The organism is Photorhabdus namnaonensis, from assembly GCF_001684335.1.
GTDB classification, from domain to species: domain Bacteria; phylum Pseudomonadota; class Gammaproteobacteria; order Enterobacterales; family Enterobacteriaceae; genus Photorhabdus; species Photorhabdus namnaonensis.
Genome location: NZ_LOIC01000061.1, coordinates 228,133 through 252,154, shown reverse-complemented (window position 1 = coordinate 252,154; position 24,022 = coordinate 228,133). Strand labels below are relative to the sequence as shown.

Here is a 24,022-nt window from a genome sequence, read left to right as displayed (position 1 = left end):
GCAGTATCACGGTCTGGTACATGTCGCCTTCCGGGCTTTTCCACTGGTAATCCAGACGGCGGGCGGGTTGCTGGCTGAGGGTGATTTCGCCGCGCTGATGCTCCTGGTACCCGGGCAGATGGGCGCAAAACTGTTCCAGGGTCTGTTCATAGTAAGCGTGGTTATCCATGCCGGCGGGGACCGGGGTGCGGCTGACCACCAGATTAACGCCGCTGTCGTCCGGCAGCACAAAGACATTCATGGATTCATCCCGCCAGTTGCCCGGGATAGTCAGTGAGCCTTCATTCATTTGATAGGGGGTGTTTTCCATGTTTTTTCCGTTGTTGATTGAAACAGGTTGTCATGTTCCAGTGAACTTACCTGGCGTGGTCAGATAATAACGATCAGATAACAAGGTTAACTGAACGTATTATCAGGTCAGGGGAGCAGCTCATAAGCTGCCCCAAAGGTTAAAGCGCCTCGGGCAAGTTATGTCAGAACGATGAAAGCGCTGGCAGTCTGTGGCTGACAGTCTTATTGATAACCTGTATTGAACAGGCAACGTCGGGGATATTCCATTGCGGCTTGAGAATATCGTGAAGATAGCTCATCAGTCGTTTTATGTGTTTAATACCCAGTCAGGAACATATAATAAAAAATTCAGGTTGTCCCGTCTGTTTGGGTGATGACCATTTGATTAACTTAATAAATGTGACATAAATCGCAAATCCTTTAACCCACTACGCTCACCCAACATCCGAATTTTATTCAATGGAGGCAATGATAAAACCTGAGGCTTCCCACAAGTAATCCTAAAAAAGCCAAGCGCAGCAACCTGACATGGGCATTAAACTCTTTTTTTATCGTATTTTGCTACCACCGGCGGGGTTTTAACGCTGTTTTTACTGTCTTTAATCTTTCGTTTTAGAGTTTTTTATTGACTTCGCCATGTTGAGATTAAATCATTTGGGGTGTCGTTTTTCATCGTGTTTGAAAGCAAGACGTGTCAGAAGTTTTCACTGATTCAGGTAAAATGAGATATGCTTTATCTGGATATGATAAAACCGTTGTTAAAAAGCCGGTTATGGTTTGTCCGTGTCGTTTTAACCTCGGGAAAAAGTAGTCAGTGTGTTATGAAAAAACAGCTGAAAATTTAACCATTAACGGTAAAAATAGGTGATTAAGACTTTTTAAAACCGGGTAAAAAATTCGCTGCTATATTGATGAAAACATCAGGAAAAACCGGTCTTGAATTGATTAACCAAGTGACCGCGTTAATCCAATAATAAGAGTGAAAATATTTAACCAAATTAAGCTAATGTGCTTAAATAAGTGGTGTTGCATGGGCTGTAAGGCGTTGATGAAAAGCAGAGATAATCATTAAAGAAAATAAATAAGTTTTTAGATTGATTAGATTAGCCGTATTAAACATGACGAAATAATCAGGCATTGAGCTTAAATATTATTAGCCTCTCGGTTATCTGCTCGGGTTTTAATGTTGAAGAGTGAAATACAGGGAAAAGAGAAAACCTCAACATCAGTTTAATGAAAACGGGGACGTTAACTACGTACCAGGAAACGAGAAAACATTAGGTTGATAAAAACTACGCAATGAAAACCCGCTTTTACTTTAAAAAATAGGAAAACCCCAGGAATGATGGTTGTTTTACCGATGCCATCTCTTTTAACATGGTTAACTTTCTCTTTTTACTTGTATTTCCCGTTGTTAGCGATCACAAGCGCTTTTTTATTGGTAATTAATTCATCTGAGGATTAAAAAAGCAGGTATCCCATTAATGCCCGCTTTTTAAAAGGTACAGCGTGAGTAAAAAAGGTCTATTCCTTGCTATGATAATTTAAAGGTGAATATCCAGAGAGATTAAAGATTTATATCAAAGGAAAATATGGGTTTAACTCAATAGATACTTTTTTATAAGGATAGTAATTTTCTGGTATTAAAAGTCCATTAACCATTACACAGAGAGTTGAAAAGAAATCAGCAGGTAAAATAATGTTATTCGGCATGTTGATATTAACGTGTTTTCTCACTGTCATTTTATTTTACTCAGCAAGTTTAAATATAACACAATAAAAAGGAGGGTAAAACGGTTAATGTGGCAGGATTTAACTTCTAAACAGCGAGTTGATTATCCGAAAAAGTATAAAGGGGTATCTTTAATATCATCAAGCCATTGACTGGCCTAATTTAGGCGAAAAATAACCTATAGAAATCGCTCAGGATTGAGCGTAAACAACCTCAGCAAAGATAAAAAGCGGGTATGATTCACGTTTGCTAAATGTAAAATACGATATGCCATGATGATTAAACTGAATAAAAGTCAGGTAGTAAAGGTGATAAAAACAGCGGTTAAAACCTGATACCGATTAAAATCGGAGGTTAAAACAAGGGTTTTTAATAACCGTTTAAAACCTGCCCATCATAAAGCTCTCAGTGAAAAGCTTTGTTAATGCTTATACACCTTGGGAAAAAAGACAAGTAAAAAAATAACCCGGTATAAACAACATATACCGGATTATCATATCAAGATTAAATTATTTAAAACTCCTGACTATATCAGTAATTACACTACCTCCTTTGCAAAACCGATTTCCAACGCCATATTTAAAGCCTGAGCTAAAGCAATTTTATTCTCATCATCTTCCAATAAACTAAAGTGGTCACCCGGAGTAGCAATCAGTTTAAGTGAGGTATCAGCCATTATCCGCGCCCAACCTAGCGATGGATCGATATTTAAAGGCTCTGACTTTTCATCCGTCATAAAAGAAATAGACGGGTAAGGTTTCATCGCATAAAACTGATGCAATGTTACCGCTAATGCTGGCGGCTCATAATCTTTGACTATTTGATCATAATGCTCTATCTGTTCCCAACGCTTTGCCATCAAGTCAGCACTCAAATTGACGGGATATAATGCAAGCTCCTGCGCCGCCGCAATAAATTGCACCAAATTCAACTCATCGATTCGCTGATGCAACTCAGCAATCTCTTCAGCGTGTTCTTCCCCTAATTGCCTGACCAATTCAGCAAAGAATTGATGTTTTGGTTGCGCTACCTGCTCACCAAAGCAATGAGGAGCAAGCGTGTCAATCAGCCCCAGGAAATTAACTCGCTCGCCAGCACTCAAAAGCTGTTGGGCAATGGCATAAGCCAATATTCCACCAGAAGAGTAACCACTTATCCGATATGGGCCTACCGGTTGAACAGCTTTCATCAAGGTGATCATTCTGGCAGCCTGCTCTTCCATCGTTGACATCGGCTCCTCACTGATGGAAGGCCAAGGCAGTGCATAAATCGGGTAGTCCGACGGAATATGCTGAGCCAACCCGAAAGCATAGGAGTAATCACCCATACCACTGGGAACAAAGAACAGCGGCAACCCTGTCCCATCAAGTCGTACCGATATGGCGCTATTTTGCGGCTGAAACAGTAAATCTGAGGTGATTTTTGCGGCTAGTTCAGCTAGCACCGGGAATTGGAACAAAGTATTCAGTGTGCAAACCATTCCTCGACCAGCAACAATATTGGTCATTCGCATAGCAAGCAATGAATGGCCGCCTAATGCGAAGAAGTTGTCATGTCGACTGACCCGCTCAATACCCAATAACTCACACCAAATAGCCGCCAGAGCTGTCTCAGTTTCCCCTTGTGGCGCTTCATAGACCTGACGGGAAAAATCTTCCTCCCGCGGCGCCGGTAATGCCCGGCGATCTAGCTTGCCGTTCGGGGTTTGCGGGAAGATATCCAGACGTACAAAAGCTGACGGCACCATATAATCCGGCAAAATGGCACTCAAGTGAGCACGCAAACTGGCCGTCAGATCTTCATCCGCTCCCGCTACCACATAGGCGACCAAATGTTTGTCTCGACCATCCTCCCACACCGACACCGCCGCCTCTTGCACCGCCGGGTGTTCCAACAACCGGATTTCAATCTCCCCTAGCTCAATACGGAAACCCCGAATTTTTACCTGCTCGTCGTTACGGCCCAGAAATTCTAGATTACCGTCCGGTAAGTAACGGGCCAAATCCCCTGTGCGATACATCCGCGCACCGGATACCGGACTAAAGGGATCGGCTATAAAACGTTCCGCACTCAATTCCGGCTGGTTAAGATAACCCCGTGCTACACCGACGCCGCCAATATACATTTCACCAACGCAACCTAATGGGACGGGTTGACCATATCTGTTCAGTAGGTAGACGCAGGTATTTTTAAGCGGTCGACCGATAGAACTATCATCAGCCAGGGATAATATCTCCTTACAGGTCGCCGTCACGGTATTTTCCGTCGGACCATAGGCGTTCAACAGCCGAGGACGGTGGGTTTCCCGCGCAAACCAGTCTTGAATAGCGCTCTTTTTAACCGCTTCACCACCAATAATGATGAATCTGAGGCAATCCGGTAGCGGTAATGGGTTATCTCTGGCAATCAGTTCAGACCAAAATAGCGCCGGCAGCGACATTACTGTGATACGGTTCTGCCAAGCCAAGGCAATAAATTCCTGCATCGAAGTCAGCCAACGCTCATCGCGCATGACCAATGTAGCGCCATTACATAGTGACAAGCAGCACTCTTCTACTGAAACGTCAAACGCAAAAGAGGCAAATTGTAACAGCCGGTCTTGCGCAGTGACCGCATAAGTCTCGTTAAAACCCAGATGACGTTGATACACCGCCTGATGTTCTATCATCACCCCTTTCGGCTGCCCGGTTGAGCCGGAAGTATAGATAACATAAGCCAGATGTTGTGGCGTCAACCCGGTCACCTGTGGGTTAATGTCCGGCTGATCTGGCAGGGTATTCACATCAAGTACCGTCAACCCGGCTAGTGCCTGTTCGCCAAGCGCCGTCCGGCCAGCTTCATCAACCAGTACCACGGACGGGGCCGTATCATCCAAAATATACGCCAGACGTTCTCCCGGATAAGTCGGGTCCAGCGGCACATAAGCCCCGCCAGCTTTTAGCACCGCCAACAATGCCACCACTATCGCCGGTGAACGTGCCATGCAAATCGCTACTCTTTGATCCGGTACGACGCCTAATGTAATCAGTTGATGGGCAAGGCGGTTGGCGCGAGCATTTAATTCGGCATAGCTGAAACTTTGCTCTTCATAGACTAACGCAGTCGCCTCCGGGGTTTTCTCTACCTGTCGCTCAAACAGTTGGTGAACACATAATGGGTCAGGATACGGGTTTTCCGTGGTATTCCAGGTTTCCAATAATAATGCACGTTCCGTTTCAGGCAGGATGTTCAGCGCCCGTACCGGTGTCTCCGGAGCCTGTTCAAGGGCTTCCACCAGACTTTCCAGCGCCTGCTGCATATAATCGCATAGTCTCTCTGGCGCAAACGGCTGCACCACCAGAGCGGTTAGCCCCAACGTGGAACCACCATCTTCCACCGATAGCCCAAATGGGTAGTTAGTCCGCTCCTGTCCGTCCAGAAATTCAACACCACTGATGATGTCGTCCGACATTGCCGATAAGGCGTTATGTCGATAGTTGAACAGAGCGCTAAAGAGTGGCGTACCGCTGGCAATACCACTGCACCGTTGGGCCAGCGCCAGTGAAGCATGCTCATGCTCCAGCAACCCGGCCAGGCGCAAATGTACCGCACGCACGCTGTCCTGTATCGGGGTATCATCGATATCCAATCGCAACGGCAGGGTATTCATAAACAGCCCCATGCCATTGTCTGCCCCCTCTCCCGCTTCCATGCGCCCAAACAGGACGGTGCCAAACACCACTTTCTCTTGACCACTGGTATGTGACAGTACCTGCGCCCATGCCAGATGACACAACGCCGCCAAACTGACGCCAAAACGCCGGGCCAAGCCGCGCAGACGATCATTCAGCTCAGGCGCCAACATCCGGTTAAATTCCCTCATTTCAGATCCGTCACGATGCACTTCCGCCAGTCCGAATGGGAATGTTGGCTCATCCACCTCCGCCAACATGTCGGTAAAGAAACGGGTATGCGCTGCCTGATCCCCCTTCAACCGGGTCTGAGCCACCAGATTGCGGAAAGGAACCGGCGCCGGCAGGCTATCCACTTGCCCGGTAAAATAGGCCCGCACTTCACGGTGCATCACTTCCAACGTTTCATGGTCGCCAATCAAGTGATGCTGCAATTCTAGTAAGAACCAGCGGCCATCGGTTTCTTGAGCGATGATAAAACTCAGTAACGGCGCCTGACTCAAATTAAGGCGATAGTGCCCCGGATCAAAACGCCGGGTTAACTGGTCAATGACTGGGCCGTCAGCCGGGTCCAGCGTCAGCTCCGTCACAGGCAACCGAGCCTGACGCCAAACCACCTGCGCCGGCACTGACAACCCTTGCCAGATAAAAGCGGTACGCAGGATGTCATGGCGATCAATCGCCTGTTGTACCGCCGCCAGATAATGGTCCAATAACGAGCGATTCTCAAAGATCACCGGATAGAGCAACAGATACGGGTCACCTTTCTGTTCCAACAGGTGATGGAACAGGATACCGTCCTGCAACGGCGACAAGGCATAGATATCCTGAATATTAGCCACTCCACCCGGCACCTGCCCGACGATGCGATCAATATCAGTCTGAGTGAGATCAATCAGCGGCAACATCGCCGGCGTCAGCGTCGTAGTGGCCGGGGTGATGACGTTAGGCGGCACCACGACAGCCTGATGTTGTCCCAATGTTTGGGCCAAATCTGACAACACCGGAAATTGGAACAGAGCCCGTGCCGTCAGTGTCAACCCCAAGTGACGCAAGCGTTCAATCATGCGTACAGCGAGCAATGAATGGCCGCCCAACACAAAGAAGCTGTCATGTCGGCTAATCTGCTCAATACCCAATAACTCACTCCAGATAGCAGCCAGGGCGATCTCAGCTTCCCCTTGCGGCGCTTCATAGACCTGACGGGCAAAATCCTCTTCCCGCGGCGCCGGTAATGCCCGGCGATCTAGCTTGCCGTTCGGCGTCTGCGGGAAAGCATCCATACGTACAAAGGCCACCGGAACCATATAATCAGGTAAAATGGCACTCAAGTATTCACGCAAATCAGCAGCTAATCTCTCATGCGCTTCCGCTGCCACATAGGCGACCAGCCGTTTGTGTTGCCCGTCGTCCAATGCCAGCACCGCCGCCTCTCGTACCGCCGGGTGTTCTATCAACCTGGCTTCAATCTCCCCTAGTTCGATCCGGAAGCCCCGAATTTTTACCTGCTCGTCGTTACGACCCAGGAATTCCAGCTCTCCATCCGGCAGGTAGCGGGCTAAATCGCCGGTACGATACATTCGCGCACCGGATACCGGACTAAAGGGATCGGCTATAAAACGTTCCGCACTCAATTCCGGCTGGTTAAGATAACTCCGTGCTACACCCACGCCGCCAATATACATTTCGCCAACGCAGCCTAATGGGACGGGCTGACCGTATTTGTCCAGCAGGTAAATACGGGTATTTTTAACCGGCCGACCGATAGAACGATCATCTGTCGGGAATAATATCTCCTTACAGGTCGCCGTCACGGTATTTTCCGTCGGGCCATAGGCGTTCAACAGTCGAGGTCGGTGGATTTCCTGCGTAAACCAATCCTGAACGGCGCTTTTTTTCACCGCCTCACCCCCAATGATGATGAGTCTGAGGCAATCCGGTAACGATAACCCATTATCTCTGGCAACCAGTTCGGACCAAAATAACGCCGGCAGAGACATCACCGTGATACGGTTTTGCCGGGCTAAGGTAATAAATTCCTGCATAGAAGTTAGCCAACGCTCATCACGCATCACTAACGTGGCGCCATTACACAATGACAAGCAGCATTCCTCTACTGAAACATCAAACGCAAAAGAGGCAAATTGTAATAACCGGTCTTGCGCAGTGACGGCATAAGTGTCATTAAATCCCAGATGACGTTGATACAGCGCCTGATGTTCTATCAGCACCCCTTTCGGCTGCCCGGTTGAACCGGAGGTATAGATGACATAAGCCAGATGTTGCGGCGTCAATTCGGCAACCTGTGGATTATTGTCCGGCTGGTCCGGCAGAATATTCGGGTCAAATACCGTCAGCCCGGCCAGTGCCTGTTCGCCAAGCGCCGCACGACCAGCTTCATCAACTAATACCACTGACGGGGCCGTATCATTCAAGATATACGCCAGACGTTCTCCCGGATAAGTCGGGTCAAGCGGTACATAAGCCCCGCCCGCTTTCAGCACCGCCAACAAAGCCACCACTACCGTCGGTGAACGCGCCATGCAAATCACCACCCGCTGATCTGGTATCAGGCCCAATGCAATCAGTTGGTGGGCAAGACGGTTGGCGAGAGCATTTAATTCGGCATAACTGAGAGTCTGCTCTTCATAGACTAACGCAGTCGCTTCCGGGGTTTTTTCTACCTGTTGTTCAAACTGTTGATGAATACATAGCGGGTCAGGATAGGGGGTTTCAGTAGCATTCAAGGTTTCCAGTAACAGCATCCGTTCCGTTTCGGGCAGGACATTTAGCACACGTATCGGCGTCTCCGGGGCCTGTTCAAGGGCTTCCACCAGACTTTCCAACGCCTGCTGCATATAACCGCATAGTCTCTCTGACTCAAACGGTTGTACCACCTGAGCGGTCAACCCTAACGTAGAACCACCATCCTCTACCGATAGGCCAAATGGATAGTTGGTCCGTTCCTGTTCCCCCAAGAATTCAATCCCGGCCATTGTCTCATCCAGCGCCGGCAGTGGCTCATTATGGCGATAGTTGAACAGGGCACTAAAGAGTGGGCTATCACCTTGTATTCCACTGCACCGCTGAGCCAGCGCCAGTGAAGCATGCTCATGCTCCAGTAATTCAGCCAATCGTAAATGAACCGCCCGCACACTCTCCTGTACCGGGGTATCATCGATGTCCAACCGCAACGGCAAGGTATTCATAAACAGCCCCATTCCATTGTCTGCCCCTTCTCCCGCCGCCATACGCCCAAACAGGACGGTGCCAAACACCACTTTCTCTTGCCCGCTGATACGCGATAACACTTGCGCCCAGGCCAGATGACACAACGCCGCCAGACTGATGCCCAAACGCCGGGCTTGACTGCGCAGGCGATCATTTAATGAAGTGGTTAGCATCCGATAGGATTCCGTCATGCGAGATCCATCACGATGCACCTCCGCCAGTCCGAATGGCAACGTTGGCTCATCCACCTCCGCCAACATATCGGTAAAGAAACGGGTATGCTCTGCCTGACTCACCCCCAACCGGGACTGAGCCACCAGATTGCGGAAAGGCGCTGGCGTAGGCAGGCGCTCTTCCTGCCCGGCAAAATAGGCCCGCACTTCACGGTGCATCACTTCCATCGTTTCATGGTCGCCAATTAAGTGATGCTGCACTTCCAGTAAGAACCAACGACCATCCGTTTCCTGAGCGATAACAAAATGCAATAACGGAGCCTGCCCCAGATCAAGACGATACTGACTCGGATCAAAACGCTGGGTTAACTGGTCAATCACCGGGCCGTCAGCCGGGTCTAGCGTCAGCTCCGTCACGGGCAACTGTGCTCGGCGCAAGACCACTTGTGCCGGGGCTGACAATCCTTGCCAAATAAAAGCCGTCCGCAGGGTGTCATGACGATCAATCGCCAGTTGCACCGCCGCCAGATAACGGTCCAGCAGAGATCGGTTAGCAAAGACCACAGGATAGAGCAACAGATACGGGTCGCCTTCCTGTTCCAACAGATGGTGGAACAGAATACCATCCTGCAACGACGACAATGCATAGATATCCTGAATATTGGTCATCCCGCCCGGCGCCAGTTCAACGATGTGATCAATCTCATTTTGGGTCAGATCAATCAATGGCAACATCTCCGGCGTCAGCGCCGTGGTAGTGGGAGTGATGACGTTAGGCGGTATTATCACGGCCTGATGCTGTCCCAACGCTTGGGCCAGCGCTGACAGCACCGGTGACTGGAACAGATCACGCGCCGTTAGCGTCAATCCCAAGTGACGCAGACGTTCAATCATGCGTACAGCAAGCAGTGAATGGCCGCCTAACGCAAAGAAACTGTCATGCCGACTTATCTGTTCAATGCCTAATAATTCACGCCAGATAGCTGCCAAAGTGATCTCAGCCTCCCCTTGCGGCGCCTGATAAATCTGACGGGCAAAATCCTCCTCTCTTGGCGCCGGTAATGACCGACGATCCAGTTTGCCGCTCGGCGTCTGCGGGAAGGTATCCAGACGAACAAAAGCTACCGGAACCATATAGTCAGGTAAAATCGTACTCAAGTATTCACGTAAATCAGCAGCCAATTTCTCGTGTGCTTCCGCCGCTATATAAGCGACCAGCCGTTTGTGCCGCCCATCATCCCATGCCAGCACCGCCGCCTCTTGTACCGCCGGGTGTTCCACCAAACGGGTTTCAATTTCCCCCAACTCAACCCGGAAGCCGCGGATTTTAACCTGTTCATCGTTACGGCCTAGGAATTCCAGATCACCGTCCGGCAGAAAGCGAGCCAAATCCCCGGAGCGATACATCCGCGCGTTTGATGCCGGACTAAAGGGATCAGGTAAAAAACGTTCCGCGCTCAATGTAGGTCGGTTCAGATAACCCCGAGCCACACCCACACCGCCAATATACATTTCTCCAATGCCACCCAATGGAACCGGTTGTCTCTCTTTGTCCAACAGGTAGATGCGGGAATTTTTAACCGGGCGACCGATAGAATAGGCATCATCCGGGGATAATATCTCCTTATAAGTTACCGTCACGGTATTTTCCGTCGGGCCATAACCGTTCAACAACCGGGGCCGGTAGCCTTCCTGCATAAACCAGTCCTGAATGGCGTTCTTTTTCACCGCCTCGCCACCAATCATGATGAGCCGGAGACAATCCGGCAACGGTAATCCCTTGTCTCTGGCCGCCAATTCAGACCAGAATAGGGTCGGCAAAGAAACGATCGTAATATGATGTCGCCGAGTTAAAGCAATAAATTCCTGCACCGAAGCCAACCAGCTATCATCCCGGATAACCAGTGTGGCCCCGTTGCATAATGTCGAGAAAAATTCCTCCACTGAAACATCAAACGCAAACGCGGCAAATTGCAGCACCCGATCTTGCACAGTGACGGCATAGGTGTCATTAAAGCCCAGAAAACGTTGATAAATCGCCTGATGTTCTATCATCACCCCTTTCGGCTGCCCGGTTGAACCGGAGGTGTAAATCACATAGGCCAGACTCCGTGGCGTCAACGCGGTCACCAATGGATTGCTATCCGGTTGGTCAGGCTGGATATTCGGGTCAAGCACGGTCAACCCGGCCAGTGCGGCGTCCCCCAACGCCGCCCGCCCAGCCGCGTCAACCAATACCACCGGCGGAGCGGTATCACTCAGGATATACGCCAGACGTTCCGCCGGATAGGTTGAATCCAGCGGCACATAGGCCCCGCCGGCTTTCAGCACCGCCAACAGCGCCACCACCATCGCCGGGGAGCGGGCCATACAGATCGCTACTCGCTGGTCCGGTATGACGCCTAATTCAATCAGTTGATGAGCAAGGCGGTTAGCGCAAGCATTTAATTCAGCATAACTGAGGCTCTGCCCTTGGTACTCTAACGCCGTGGCCTCCGGAGTTTGTTCTACCTGTCGCTCAAATACCTGATGAATACATAACGGGTCAGGATAAGGGGTTTCAGTGGCGTTCCAAGTTTCCAGTAATAATGTACGTTCAGCCTCAGGCAATAAATGAAGCTGCCTGACGGGAATTTCATCCCCCATCCTGTTCGATGCAGCCAACACCTGTAAGTGCTCACTCATCCGTAAAACAACTTCCGTGCTCAGGCGGTTTTCATCATAGATCCAGCGAAAACCGCCCTGTTCATTTATCTGGAAGGTTAGCAATTCGCCGGATACCTTTTGATCACGTGGCCTATCATCCTTTATCAACGAGACGGCGACTCGCCACGGCCGACTGGTTGCCAACGCCGGGATAGCATGCAATGAAGGAGAACAAGAGAAGAGATCACAACTAAATGTACCGTGCCGCGCCAACCGGGATAGCTCGTCATCAACCCAGCCAGTTACCTCACGCCAAGGCTTATCAAGCGCTACCTCAACGGCCATAGGCACCACCGTCGCCAGATTTGCTGATTCATCTTTTACCTCATCTACATCCACACGCCAACCGATTTGGAATGAGGTCTGTTGAGTCAAGCGTGCAAGGTAAATGACAAAAGTCTGCAACAACATTCGCAATGGCTCCTCTTCCCCATTTTTTGGTAGAGGGGACTGCCAGGCGCTCATTGTCCATCTGGGTTCTGTTTGTTCTCCGGCGGTTTCGAAAGGTAACTGGAGGGGTTGCAAAGCAGTAAGACGCTCATACCAAAATAATTCACTAGGTGTAAGTCTCTGAAGGATATTCTTTGTATTTTGAATCTGTTGCGAAACGTCATTTGCGTCGGTCATATTTTCTGACGTCTGAGTTTTAAACGCACTTCCCACTTTAGCAATGTTATTTTTCATCTACTACCTCAATGAATCTGTTAGAAATTTGAAAACCGTCATTCCCGACAGTCATCACTAATGTTTCTCTCCTACTTCTTGCCCAAAAATAAACACATCGGCTATCCATCCAAGAAACTCAGATACCGGATGTTACAGATCGATTAATTGACTGTAATTTTCGTTGACGGACGCTGATATTACATAATTAAAAACTTAATCATTAACTATATTTATTATCCATAACCACCCAATAACCTTTATATTTTATCCACTTTCCATTAATGCCAAATTAAAACCATTTCACAAACAAACCAAGTGTTTTTAAAGACAAAATAGACCAATTTACATTTAATTATCAAAATATTACTTTGACAATCACCTATAAAACAATCTCTATTCCAATAATAAAAGTATATACTAATTCCAAATACGGTTATTCAATAGGCATAGAATAATCCTGCATATTCAATCATATCAAAATATAACGTCAAGCTAAAAATAATTCATAAAAAATTATTTTTCAGCAATAAGACAATACCACTAATGAATATACTACAAATGGACAAACACAAATTATATTTAACTTGACTATATATACCCCGTAATAATCAGACCATAAAAAAATACAAATGTTATTATATCAACAACAACCAAGAAATAATTTCAAATTAAAACAACTTAATTTTTCATTGCTTTATAATAATACACAACGCAATCTATATACTAATCAATAATATTTACTATCGCACAAATTAAACATCCTCACATTTAAATAATTTAATTTTAAGACATCTTATATCTCATTCAAATTTTAAATATGAAAAAATAACTTTTTCACTAAATATACTTATGGCTAAATAACCATATCAAATTATTTATTAGAATCATAAAGACCAATAACAACATTAATTTAAATTTTATATCTTCTATAACTCACATCCTTAAATGTTAATGATAAAGCAGCTATAATAGCTGGAATGGATAAAATGGCAAAAATAGTGCCATGACTTAATTCAAGCTTGATCAGTTCTGCACCAAATAAGATACCGAAAATCCCACCGAATCTTCCAAACCCTAACATCCAGGCAACACCCGTCGCCCTACAATGAGTAGGATAAAACTGTGCAGAGATTGCACCCATCGACGCCTGAGCGCCATTCATCGTTATCCCGGCAAGAAATATAAGAATACTCAATAATAATACATTTTCTTCCTGACCAATAAAAAAGACCAAAATACCAGCCAGGGCATAATTAGTTGCAACCACTTTATGAGGATTAATTCGATCCATTAACCAACCGGAAAAGACCGTACTAATTACGCCTCCCAAAGGAAATAACCCTGTCAGTGTCGCCGCCATGCTAATACTGAAACCAACATCGTTCATTAAAAACGGCATCCAACTTGTCAGAACATAAAAAACCAATGCTCCCATGCAATAGGTTATCCATAACATTGTCGTCCCAACTAAGAATCGATTAGATAAAACCGTTTTAATTGACGATTTATATATAACTTCTTCTCCATCAAAAGTAAATTTGTTTATATCATTTAAAGTATCGCCGGTCATTTTAGACAAAATTCGTCTTATATTATTATTATCCTCTGAACCACCTTTCAAAGCCAAATATCTAAGTGATTCAGGTAATAGAAAAAAGAGAAATAGCGATAGAAATAACGGCAGAATACCCCCTAAAATCAAAACGCCCTGCCAGCCAAAATGTGGAATAATCCATGCGGAAATGACTCCACCTACCGCGGCACCGAGAGGAAAACCACAAAAAACAATATTTATTAACAAAGATCGCCGATTCTCTGGTGCATATTCAGATATTAAAGTTATTGCATTTGACATTGCCGCACCAAGACCTAGCCCAGTCAAAAAACGCAAAATAGTTAATGTCTGTATTGAATCTGCAACAGCGGTAGCGAGACTCAATAGACCAAAAACAGTGACGGATATTGTCAACACTGACCTTCGACCAAACCGATCTGCAAGTGGACCGGCAAAAATCGACCCCAACGATAACCCAACAAGAGCGGCGCTCATAGCTGGCCCAAGAACAGCGCCGTCTACTTTAAAATCATTAACCACGGCTGGCGCAATATACCCCATTAATACCGTATCAAAACCATCAATAACAACAATTAAGAAACAGAGAATTAATACTTGCCATTGAACTTTAGAGAATCTTTGATTATTAATAACATGTTGAATACTGACTGTTTTAGCGCTATCCATCTTAAATCACCAATGTTAAAAAACTCATTATTCTTAATTATAAAGATAAATTATCTGTTTAATAATAGAGGTGAAGAAAATTTATTGTCAATATTTCCTGCGTTAATTCTATTAACATCCATATTATCACCATGAAAAATATAATTAACGTTATTATTTTCAATTTATAACATTTCCCTGAAACATTTCCATTGACTGACAGCCACATCTCTAATTTAAAACTTCTTTCCTCTGAATTCACATTAATAATGACGAAAACATCTAATAACCTATACCACTTTTGAGAATTCATGAATTTCTAATCAATTGTCTTAACTGCTCTTTTACAATTTTTCCACTTGCGTTTCTGGGTAAAGTTAAAAAAGTATATCCTTTAGGGCGCTTATACCGCGCTATTACCGTACAAACATAATTATTCAGTTCATACTCTGTAACTGATGAAGTTTCTTCGAGTTCTATAAATGCATACGGTACTTCACCCCAATGTGAATCTGGCTTTGCTACAACGGCGGCAGCTAAAACACCGGGATAGTTTGACAGTATATTTTCCAATTCCAGACTAGAAATATTTTCACCGCCAGAAATAATAATATCTTTCTTCCTATCTATAATTCTGACATAGCCGTCATCTTCAACGACAGCCAAATCCCCGGTAAAAAGCCATTGACTTGCTGTATCAAGAGTCACATGTCGATCTGGATAATAAGATGCAACCATATTTCCACGAATTACGAGTTCACCAACAGTCTTGCCATCAAAAGGCACCTGTAGTCCCGTATTTTCCTCAAGAACACAAACTTGACCTTGTAAATTTGAGACAATGCCTTGACGCATCCTCTTGGATATTCTTGCGGATTTAGGGAGCTCCTCCCAATCGCTCTTTTCTTCACATACAACGACAGGCCCATATGTCTCAGTCATACCATATACTTGTGTTACTGTTATTCCAATGGAGTCTAATAGAGAAAACATCATCTCTGTAGGCGGCGCGCCTGCGACTAATCCATGAATTTTCTCCTTAAAATGCAGCCCTTGTTTCCGCGCAATAGTACCTAATGCGCAATGAACAATAGGCGCTCCACAATAGTGTGTTACCTTATGTTTCTGCATTAACAATACCGCTTCTTCTGCGTCAAACTTGCGCATACAGATGTGTGTACCTCCCCGAGCAGTGATAGCCCACGGAAAACACCACCCATTACAGTGAAACATTGGTAACGTCCATAAGAATGTCGGTCGTTTTGGTATATCCCAATCCAGAACATTAGAAATGGCATTAAGAAATACGCCACGGTGAGAATAGACAATAAGTTTAGGTTGTCCACTTGTTCCTGAAGTTACATTGATGCTGATCGCCTCTTGTTCATCTCGTAGAGAAAAAGACAACTCTCCCGATTTATGCGTAGTTATCAGCGATTCATATTGAATAAATTCTCGGTCAGAAATTGATTCTGAAATGACTACACCATCCACATCAACAACGATGATCTTTACTTGTTTGTCTAGGGAAACATCATCCAACAGTGAAATTAAGGTTCTATCAATGAACAATACCTTAGGATTCAGTTTCTTAAATATAAAATTTAAAGTATTTGAGTCTGTTCGGGTACTGAGCGCATTCAAGATACCGCCTGCCATTGGAACTGCAAAATGTAATTCAAGAAGTTCGTGTATATTGGGTAGAAGCGCGGACACAACTGTTTCTTTACAAACGCCAATTTTTTTCAGTGCTATTCCAAGCCTTTCGCACCGAGATGCATATTGGCTCCAAGTCCAACGATATTCTCCATCTATTACCGCAATATCATCTCCGTTACTCAGTACTGCTCGTCTTAGAAATGAAATAGGTGAAAGTGCGACACCATCATATTCATTTAAGAAGAAATTAGAATCAGTCATATTTCTCACTCCCTTTTTTATATATTCTAAAAGCGATTGATATCATGATAAGAAGCAATATAGCGTCGATAATAATTGGTGCATCGACTCCACCAAATTGTTGAGCATATGGTGTTACAGCTTGGCCGACGGCTTGAGCTAAAAATGTACTTGTGCCTAAGAATCCATAAATTGCAGGTATGTGTTCAACAGGATAAGTCTTCGATATAAACTGATGAAAGGCAGTGAAATAAAGGGTACTACCAAGACCACCCAATAGTAACATTATCCAAAGACCTAAATGAGCTGATACCAAAAGAGCGCCGCTCGGTTGTAAAAACAAAAGCATAAGAGAGATGACGAATCGTGCCTTTAAAGCTGTTTTCCGTAACAACTTACGCAGTGGTAAAACCAAAAAACCTCCCGCAGCCGCAACAGCAAACGAATAACCAACCTCAGTTGGATTGAATCCACTAGCGTATACAGCAAAGATAGGCCATGAGGCTAACCATAAACCAAGACACACAAATTCCAGATGGTGAACTAGAAGTAGTCTCCAATTACGACTAAAGAGCTGAGCGTACGTTATCCGAATATGTTCACGACTATGATTGTCAGTAGATGTAATTGCAGTTTTTTGGGGCAATATTATCAGACACAAGGAATACAGAATTGCTGAGAATAAGAAAACACTATAAAGGTCAAATTTCGCAACGATAATCCCACCTGCCATTGGACCTGCTAAACGCCCGGCATTTTGGGAAATAACATAGCTATCATTCACCGACTCAAAATTCGGAGATTGGGAAAATCTATTAAGCTGTGTTCGCCAAGAGATAATGAATCCTGAAAAAAAAGCCCCTTCCAGCAGCCTGGAACACAATAGTAAACTAACAGGGTTGCTAAAAAGGAATAGACAGAGGCTACAAAACATAAGTCCAATTAATGCACCGATATATACCTGTAAACAGTTTTTAGGCGAGATAAATTGCCCCATGATAGGCTGGAATACCATTCTTCCAATAGCAGTTCCCGATAGGAAGACGGCTGCTTGTGTTGTGGAAAAACCCGTCGTTTCTACAAGCAAAGGTATATAACCCACGGCCGCAGTAGCTGCGGCCCAAAAAAGGAAACCTCGAACAAATGTAGTAAAAGGTAGCAGATCTAATTTTCCATTCATAATTCGGCCTCTACTCTACTTGAGCGATTGAGGAGCTGTGTTTGTCTTAGAAACCTGTTCATAAACCGCAGCAAGCAATGCAACCGAATTTTCGTGAGTTAATAACTCTGAGTTCGCATCTCCACCATTTAAAAAATCGCGAAGCTGCTCTTTTCTTGCGTGGACATTCAAGCCCGCGCATAGAGGGAGGCTTGGATTTAACTGCGATAGATCTTTGCGGTTGATTCGTAACACAGTTTGTTCCCCCCTCCGGGTAAACATTGGATGGGTAGCAATAGTTATGTTGAAATCTTCCGGTATCGTGTTACCTTCCGTCAGTTTCCGGAAAGAATTCGATACGATGCTAATTGAGCAGAAGTGCCCTAGATGAATATTTACGATTTCCTGTCGTATTCGTCCATCGCTTGGAATACTATTCGGCATTATCCTGCCAGTTAAGGTTGTTTCTATCAGATCCATGCTAAAGAACATTCGATGTTGAATACCTTTGGCATAATTCCCTATTACTGAGAAGTCTAATTCACCATAGTCCGATAATTGATGTGCAATTTGATCTTGGCTTTTATCCTCTTTCTTAAGGATATGTGAATAAGTCGTAAATGGTAGAGCTTCCGCCAACGCATTTGGGCGTACTACCATTGTTTTGACATGTGGTTTCAGGAGGTCTATATCCTGTATTTTTTTATTGTAGAATGCAAAGCGAGCGACCAGATCTAAATAATGATACCCAGAATAAAATAATACTCCATAACCGTATTTAAGTGGATGGTTTTCCAAATTGAGCATTTCCGATGGAATAACCCGCCATCCACCACCAAAATGAACATGCATTGATGTGATAGGTACTTGGAATAAGCCCATGAATTCAGTTAGAAACTTTTCCACATATCTATATCCAAATTGCATTCGACGTTCACAACTGACTACAAATCTACTGTCGGTTTTTTTCGAAGCAGTCAATAGTTCTGCGAAATCTATCATTAAATTTTCTGCGTTTGATGAATAAGGGGCTGTTATTGGTTTATCCATGAAAACATTCAATCCATTTTCGGCTGCCCATAGAGCATATACTTTATGAGCTTTTGGTTCAGTACTCACTATAACAGCATCAGCTTGATGAGCTTCTGGAATTGCAGAAAGTAACCTAGAGATTTCATCTGAATCCGGATAATTTCTGTATTGTTCATCAAGAAACAAGTATGCTCTGGGTTTTAATCCTTTCTCATTTAATGCACAACGAATTTTCATTTCTCGGCATTTCAAGTCAACTATAAGCATAACCTCAATGGTATCGCGGTACTCCAATATAACATCTAAATATCTATTTAAAAAATGAGGACCACATCCAAATACGATTAGTTTCCGTACTGGTTTATGCTTTGTTTTCATAAATATAGCTCCTGTGGTCGCAGAATTGGCGCTTTACTGTCAATACTGTCATAGTAATGGGCCAACCAACCAGCAGTACGGCTAAAGCAAAGGAGAGCAGTATTCATGTGCGACTTGAAACCAGCCCTACGAAGTAGCACCCCATTAAATAAATCCGGATTTGGATATAATCCCCGTTGCGAAAAATACGGCCTTTTCGATACTTCTGATGCAAGTTCCTGCGAAATATTTACATAGGAAGAAATAACATCGAATTTTGCCTTCTGTTTGACAAGAATATCGCTCATGTAAGAAGCTCGAGGGTCTGGTTGTTTATAAATTCGATGACCAAATCCCATAAGACGTTGCTTTCTTTCTATTAGTTCATCAATAAAAGTACTAATATTTTTAGAATTGTCATGTATATCATCGATCATTAAACCAACTTCCTCACTCGCTCCGCCATGAAGAGGGCCACTGAATGCGCAAATACCCGCAGTTACAGCATTAAATGGATCTGCACCGGAACTTGCTACAGCTCTAACGGTTGCAGTTGAGCAATTCAGTCCATGTTCTGCATGAAGAATTAAAAACTTGTTTAACATTTCTTCTGCTACATCGTCACACTGTTGGCCAAAACATGTTGCTAAAAAGCTTGCAAAGAATCGATGTTTAGTATCGAAAAAAGTTCTAAATACAGGTTCGGATGTAGCATATTTCTGAACATATATAGCAATTGCGGCAGCTATTGTTGCCAAAATAGATGCAGTAATTATCAAACGTTCGTCCTTTGTTTTTATAGAATGGTCAGAAAGCCATTTATTCTGCGAAGATAGAACTGCAATTGCAAGGAAATCAGTGGGAGTAGTATCGAATATTACTGGTGACAATTTTTCAATATGCTTGAGTGCTGACAGGTAATTGTTATGGAGCATATCCAAAAACTCTTCACTTCCTTCTGAATTTAGTTTTCCTGTAATCAGAAGATACACAACATCACTAAAAGAATAGTTATTTGCCAGTTCTCTGACATTATGGCCCCGGTACTCAAGCTTCAACTCTTTTTCATCGATTCGTCCTACATTACTTCTACAGATGGCTGTTTGCATTAAACCCTCATCGAGGATCTTCATCTTTACTTTTCGATTTGGCTTGAGAATAGTTTGGTCTGATAATTGTTTTACTTCAAAAAATTCATTAATTGATTTTTGTAAGATTTTGGACGTCATACTTTATTCCTCTTAATAATATTATGTGCATTAAACTGACACATTGGTATAAATAGGATTACAATAATTAAATTATTGCACTAGCTAATGACGATATTTAGATACGAATCAATACCTTACTCATCGTAATATGTTTAGCTAAAAGAACTAGCGTCATTCCGTCTATAAAATTGATCTCTCAATCTGTACCATATTTAATCTCTCTGCCACTATTTCACATGCGTCAAGTAATGAATAGAATAAGTTTTCTAATTCAACTCGACTCCCAATAAGCAATTTTTGCTTTAGCGTGTTCTCACATTCTTTTAGGTTTTGCGTATATTTAATAATGTTGGTGAGAATTTCGTTGTCTCTGTAGTATTCCAAAACCTGCGTTTTCTTTGTTGGATAGAAACCACTTTTTAGGATTTGCAAAGGGCGTAAGCAACCATGATCGGTGAGTTTCATCATCAGTCCAAGCATATAATGTGCCCGATGTCCATATGTACCAGAAATCAGATAAGAACGAGCTATTTGCCTTATAGTAAATAAGTTATTAATAATGCCATATATATCGCTTTTCAATGACGGTCCCATTTCTAAAGCAATATTACCATAGACACGCTTAGTTCCATTAATAAGCGCATATGCTCTGAAACTAGGATATTGGTGAACATTCGATTCGCTATATACGGAGATGGATAAATCTTTGAACCTAGATTGTGTTGAGCGAATTGCTTCAAGGATAACTGTATCGACTTTATCCACGATAACAATAGAGTCTATATCTGAACCACTTCGCATATCACCCCGGGCAGCACTACCGTGGAGATAAAAGGCTAATAATCTATCTCCAATAAATTGCTTTAAAAGAATAATCACTTGATCAATAAGCGGTTGTAATGAAAGAAGATCATCTACTTTACCCTGTGCTGGAACAATTCGTGTCTCCGGGTACAAGTGCTGTAATAATGTCGAATAGTACTCCGCAATTTTACTTAACCGTGCCGCTGCATCACGGAAAACATTAATATCGGACAAAAGCTCTTCTTCGAATTTTTGCCAGGATATATTGCAAGTGATCAGCCAATTAAGCTCTTCTGTTGGTACTTTCAAAACATACGCACTATCTTTGTGAATACAGGATAGTTCCTCCGATTCGAGCAAACGATATAGCCCCAATTCGGCGTAACGCATTGCCCAACCAAGCTGGCGTACTCCCCAAACGTGAGTCTTTGGCGTCAAGTTTCTGAGGTAGTAAAGACGTGCAATATGAGCAACGCTAAAAACTGCTTGTCTATATATATCAAGATTTCCTTTGATACTAGGGAGTACCACATCACTTATTTTTTCCGACCGTAAGAGCCAAGGATTCTTAGTAAATTGCCACATACAATGAGGCGGATAATATGACAACTCACTAATCGTAAGATAATTTAGGGTAAACTCAAAAAACTCCGCCTGAAGGTATCTTAGTGATGTAATGCAACCTGTGACGAAATTATCAGGTAAAATCACGTAGAAATGCCTCACACACCGAGAAGAATAATCGGGCTGGCGGAGATATGAATCAGTTTCCGCAATACCAAGGAGATTCTCTCCAAAAACTTCTAATGCGGACTGAATAAAATAGTCAGTTCTTGCGTCCATATAAATTTACTCTATAAGTATATTAAGTCCATAAATCATGCATCGAATCAAGCTACATGTTTTAATAGGTTATAGTCGTAAGCAACAGGGATCTCAATTAAAAATGGTTCATTAAGAATGATATGCTTATTCCAAGATTTTCGGAAGTTCTTCTTTTTAAATTTATTCCCATATTAAAAAATACAGCCGGTGCCTTTCAATTCCAGACCAACATTACAGTATTATTGAAGCGGGACAGACTATGAATATCAGTAAATTCACCGTTATCTCAAACCATTACCACGACATTATATATTTTCAGGCATTAAGAAAATACTCGGTGCACAAGTCGCCTATTAGCACAAGCGCACCTAGCAATACGGTGGATCAATCCATTGCAAGCTATAATCCCGGCGCTTTCCATAATGAAGTTGTCAAACCATGATCGACTAACGTTAATTGATCAGCATATATCGCCTGCCAATCCTGTTTAGCCTTTTGATACACTTCATAATGTTCAGGATTTGGCTGATATTCATGTTGCCAACGCACCAGTTTTTCCCCCGTAACCCCCATTGCGTCATAAAGCCCAACCCCCACTCCGGCGGCAATGGCACATCCCAAAGCAGTTGATTCTTTAACCATCGGCACCCGAACCGGCAGCCCTGTCACATCAGATAAAATCTGGCTCCATAATTTTCCTTTTGAACCCCCACCAGCGAATACCAGTGAATCCGGTTTCACTGCGGAAAAAGCAGAAATCAGATCCAAATTACAGGCCGAAACAATCGCCGCGTTCTCTTCCAACGCACGAAATAGGGTCGCTTTATTGCATTTCTCAGGATCAATGGAAAGGTTAATAAAGGAAGGCGCGGCGTGATACCAGGCTTTAAATCGCATCACATCAGAGAAAATTGGCATGATACCGTAAGCGCCTGCCGGGACTCTGGCCGCCATATCTTCCAGTAAGTTATAAGTATCAACACCAAGACGCTCCGCCAACAACTTTTCTTCCGCGCAAAACGCGTCCCTAAACCAACGCATGGTTAAGCCAGTAAAGAAACTGATGGACTCCGCCTGAACCATGCCAGGTATAACATGAGGATTTATCCGTGTATTCATATTCGGGTCAGTGACCGGCGCCGGTAAATTAACCACCTGCTGCCAAAATGTGCCACCGATAACGGCGGTCTGGGCAGGTTTGACAACACCTAAGCCAAGACAACCGAGCTGTACATCACCGCCGCCCATAATGACCGGTGTGCCAACATTCAATCCACATTGGGCCGCGGCTTTCTCAGTGACGTAACCTAACAAGGTTCCGGTCTCTTTTACCGGCGAAAGAATATCAGAGCGCAATCCTGCCATTTCAAGTAGATCGGGGCGCCAGTCACGGCTTGCCAGATCCAGCATGCCTGTCGTACCGGCATTGGAGGGATCGACAGCCAACTCGCCACTGAGCATATTTGCCAGCCAGTCGCTGATCATGGTTAAAGCCGCTGCCTGACGATAGATATCCGGGCGGTGATGAGCCAACCATAACAGACGAGGCATCGCTCCCAAGGCTAATGTTTGCCCTGAACACTGATACACATCATATTCAAAGGTGTTGTTATACAGCGCCTTCAATTCACTCACTTCATGGCTGGAGCGCGCGTCCACATTAGCGCAAGCCCAGATCGGCTCACCATTGCGGTTATAAAGCACAATGCCTTCCCGCATGGAACAGGATGCCACCCCCTGAATAGCGCTGGCAGGCAATTGTGCGGTTTTCAGCACCTGACGAATACACTGGCATGCAAGTTGCCAGTTCGTCGCTAAATCAAACTCCATTGAGCCCGGTACATCAGGTACAGGCTGATGTATCCATTCAGCCTGCCCTGCGGCGATTTGATTTCCTTCAAGATCAAATATCACTGCACGAACACTCCCTGTTCCTGCATCAAGCGCCATCAGATATTTTCCCGATGGATTAGCACTACGGCGTTGATTCATGATGCTATCCTCAATTTAATCACTTTTTGAACTATTACTTTTTAAACTTATA

General features: G+C 44.4%; 9 protein-coding genes. All 9 read right to left on the bottom strand.

Annotated features, from left to right (window positions below; translation table 11 throughout):
- Positions 1–310: DUF1795 domain-containing protein (locus tag Phpb_RS10995; protein WP_065390377.1), on the bottom strand; the 310-nt coding region annotated here is incomplete at its 3' end.
- 2,251 nt (positions 311–2,561) lie between these two features.
- Positions 2,562–12,488 (bottom strand): non-ribosomal peptide synthetase, encoded by a 9,927-nt coding sequence (locus Phpb_RS10990; protein WP_065390370.1) that lies wholly within the window; start codon positions 12,486–12,488, stop codon positions 2,562–2,564.
- Between the two features lie 892 nt (positions 12,489–13,380).
- Positions 13,381–14,712 (bottom strand): MFS transporter, encoded by a 1,332-nt coding sequence (locus tag Phpb_RS10985; protein ID WP_065390369.1) that lies wholly within the window; start codon positions 14,710–14,712, stop codon positions 13,381–13,383.
- A gap of 288 nt (positions 14,713–15,000) precedes the next feature.
- Entirely contained in the window at positions 15,001–16,611 is a 1,611-nt protein-coding gene (locus Phpb_RS10975) for an AMP-binding protein (protein WP_065390367.1), read from the bottom strand.
- A complete protein-coding gene (locus Phpb_RS10970; protein WP_065390366.1) occupies positions 16,604–17,770 on the bottom strand; it encodes an MFS transporter in 1,167 nt (388 codons plus the stop codon). The genes Phpb_RS10975 and Phpb_RS10970 overlap by 8 nt, the downstream gene beginning before the upstream one ends.
- Positions 17,771–17,785: 15 nt before the next feature.
- Positions 17,786–19,159, bottom strand: a complete 1,374-nt coding sequence (locus Phpb_RS10965) for a Gfo/Idh/MocA family oxidoreductase (protein WP_065390365.1) — start codon at positions 19,157–19,159, stop codon at positions 17,786–17,788.
- Complete coding sequence (locus Phpb_RS10960; protein WP_065390364.1) at positions 19,156–20,367, bottom strand: citrate/2-methylcitrate synthase; 1,212 nt, start codon at positions 20,365–20,367, stop codon at positions 19,156–19,158. The genes Phpb_RS10965 and Phpb_RS10960 overlap by 4 nt, the downstream gene beginning before the upstream one ends.
- Before the next feature lie 162 nt (positions 20,368–20,529).
- Positions 20,530–21,996, bottom strand: a complete 1,467-nt coding sequence (locus Phpb_RS10955; protein WP_065390363.1) for a nucleotidyltransferase domain-containing protein — start codon at positions 21,994–21,996, stop codon at positions 20,530–20,532.
- A 381-nt stretch (positions 21,997–22,377) separates the two neighbouring features.
- Complete coding sequence (lsrK, locus tag Phpb_RS10950) at positions 22,378–23,970, bottom strand: autoinducer-2 kinase (protein WP_065390362.1); 1,593 nt, start codon at positions 23,968–23,970, stop codon at positions 22,378–22,380.
- Positions 23,971–24,022: the final 52 nt, after the last annotated feature.